The following is a 2,051-nucleotide window of genomic DNA, read 5'->3' on the forward strand; positions in this document are numbered from 1 at the left end:
CCGCGCACGGGGTCAGTGCGGTGGCGCGGATGGTTGCGGGCAGGTGGATCGGCCCGGTGTCGCCGCGGCGCTCACCGACGGTGCGGCCGATGGTGGTGCGCGCCCGCGACCGCCTTCCCGCGGCGCCGCGGCCGGTGCGTTCGGCGGTGAACACCCGCGTGCGGTACGGCTCGGTGGGTGTGTCGACGGTGGTCGGCGACTCGCCGACTCCGGAATCCGTCGTGGCGCCGTCCGACGGCTCCGGGGCGCCGCCGCCGTCCGGGTCGTCGTCGGGCTCCGGCTGCTCCGGTTCCGGATCGCCGAGCAACTCGTCGAGCAGTTCCTCGTCCATTCCCGGTGAGTCGAACGGGTTGCGGCGCCGGCGGTGCGGCAGCGCGAGTTTCGCGGCGACCGCGATGTCGTCGCGGGTGACCTCGTCGCGACCGGCCCACGCCGCATGCGCCACGGCGGTTTTCGCGGTCACCAGATCGGCGCGCATGCCGTCGACGTCGAACGCCGCGCACACCTCGGCGATCGCGACGAGGGACGCGTCGGTGAGCCGCACGTGGCGCAGCCGGTCGCGGGCGCCGGCGATACGCTCGGACAGCGTCGCCTCGGCACCTGCCCACTGCGCGGTGAACGTCTCGGGATCGGAGTCGAATGCCAGGCGTCGCCGCACGATCTCGGCCCGTTGCCGCGGATCGCGCGGCGCGGCCACCTCGACCGTCAGGCCGAACCGGTCCAGCAGTTGCGGCCGGAGTTCACCTTCTTCCGGATTCATGGTGCCGACCAGCACGAATCGCGCGGCGTGCGTGACCGACACCCCGTCGCGCTCGACGGTGCAGCGACCCATCGCGGCGGCGTCGAGCAGCAGGTCGACGAGGTGATCGTGCAGCAGATTCACCTCGTCGACATACAGCACGCCACGGTGCGCGAGCGCCAGCAATCCGGGTTCGTATTCCGCGGTGCCGGCCGACAGCGCTTTCTGCAGGTGCAATGATCCGGTGACCCGGTCCTCGGTGGCGCCGACGGGCAGTTCCACGAGCCGCGCCGGACGACCGCGGCCGGTTGCGTCGGCGGGGTGCGGCCCGTCGGGGCAGGACGGGTCGGGGGAGTGCGGATTGCACGCGAAGCGACAACCTTCGACCTCGTCGACCTGCGGCAACAGGGCGGCCTGCGCGCGGACCATCGTCGATTTCGCGGTGCCCTTCTCGCCGCGGACCAGCACCCCGCCGATGTCGGGCGACACGGCGCACAGGGTCAGGGCAAGCGCCAGGTCGTCGGAACCGACGACGGCGCTGAACGGATACACGTGCACTTTCGATCCTCCACAGGCTCCCGCTGGGACGTTCTCTTCGGCAGCTGAATCGAAGGCCGGTATTCGGACTTCCTGATCGTCGCTGGTCGATCGCCTTCCCGGACCGTCAGGTCCAGTGGCTGCGCGGATGCGCATGATCGACAGCTCCCAGGTCACCGCAGCGGGCCTGTGCCGGATTCACACCGGCTTCCCGATTATCCCCGTGAGGGGCACCTTCGATTGTCTTGCCGCGGCCGAGTCTATCCACACCCGCTGCACTAGGGTTCACCGCCATGGGTTCTTCGATCACCGTCGTCGGCATGGGTGCCGACGGCTGGGACAGCGTCGCGCCGGACGGACGCGCGCACGTGCTGAGCGCCGATGTCCTGCTCGGTGGCCGCCGCCATCTCGAGCTGGTGCCGCCGACCGATGCGGCCCACGAGCGGTGGCCGTCGCCGCTGCTGAACGGCCTGGATGGTCTGCTCGCGCGGTATGCCGGACGACGGGTCGTCGCCCTTGCGTCCGGTGATCCGCTCGTCTCCGGGATCGGGACGACGCTGATCCGGCGGCTCGGCCGCGACGCGGTCCGCGTGATTCCCGCGGTGTCGTCGGTTGCTCTGGCTCGTGCCCGCATGGGCTGGGCCGCGGAGGACTGCGACACCGTCACACTCGTCGGGCGGGACGTCGGCGCCCTGCGCCGCTACCTGACCCGCGACCGCCGCCTGATCGTGCTGACCTCGGACCCGTCGAGCCTTTCGACGGTCGCTCGGTTGCT

Annotated in this window: 2 protein-coding genes and 1 riboswitch; of the genes, one reads left to right on the plus strand and one right to left on the minus strand. The window is 71.4% G+C overall.

Annotated features, from left to right (window positions below):
- The coding region (locus tag Q8814_RS25920) for an ATP-binding protein (protein WP_330154797.1) at positions 1–1,297 on the minus strand (1,297 nt) is incomplete at its 3' end.
- Positions 1,298–1,334: 37 nt separating this feature from the next.
- Positions 1,335–1,529, minus strand: a riboswitch (cobalamin riboswitch).
- A gap of 40 nt (positions 1,530–1,569) precedes the next feature.
- Between Q8814_RS25920 and cbiE the strand changes: the two genes are divergently transcribed.
- Positions 1,570–2,051: precorrin-6y C5,15-methyltransferase (decarboxylating) subunit CbiE (cbiE, locus tag Q8814_RS25925; RefSeq protein WP_330154798.1), on the plus strand; the 482-nt coding region annotated here is incomplete at its 3' end.

Origin of the sequence: Rhodococcus chondri (genome assembly GCF_036327435.1) — a bacterium.
GTDB lineage: Bacteria > Actinomycetota > Actinomycetes > Mycobacteriales > Mycobacteriaceae > Rhodococcus > Rhodococcus chondri.